The sequence below is a fragment of the Variovorax sp. 10L426 genome, assembly GCF_056395305.1.
Genome location: NZ_JBFTJF010000097.1, coordinates 1 through 436 on the forward strand (window position 1 = coordinate 1; position 436 = coordinate 436).

Annotated in this window: 1 protein-coding gene; it reads right to left on the bottom strand. The window is 59.6% G+C overall.

Translation table 11 applies throughout. The features are described from left to right. On the bottom strand, positions 1-424 hold a 424-nt coding region (locus AC1DHL_RS29930; RefSeq protein ID WP_478164357.1), incomplete at its 3' end, for a TetR/AcrR family transcriptional regulator. Positions 425-436: the final 12 nt, after the last annotated feature.

Sequence of the window (436 nt, forward strand, 5' to 3'; positions counted from 1 at the left end):
CAAGTGGATCGTCCATTTCCACCACTCGCATGAGCCACGCGATATTGACATCGGTAAAACGGCCCACTTCCGAGCGCACGGCCTCAGGCAGGGCTTCCTGTTCCGCTGCCATGATTCCACAGAGGCACATACGGTTGCCGTTCAGCAGCGCGGCCCGAAAGATCGCCACATACGCGTCGAGCAGTGCCGTCGGATCCTCGGAGGTCTTGAGCAACTGTTCCAGCATCTCCGCGCCTGAATCCGTGTACTCGCGCGCCAAGGCTGCGCCGAGATCTCCCTTGGTGGGGTAATGGTGATGGACGGCGGGTCCTTTTATGCCCAGCCGAGCCGCAATGTCGCGGAAGCTGAGCGCGTTATAGCCCTGCGCTTGGACCATTCCTCGGGCTATTTCTCCGATGCGTTGTTTGGTGTTTGTCGAAGCCATGCCGCATTGTAC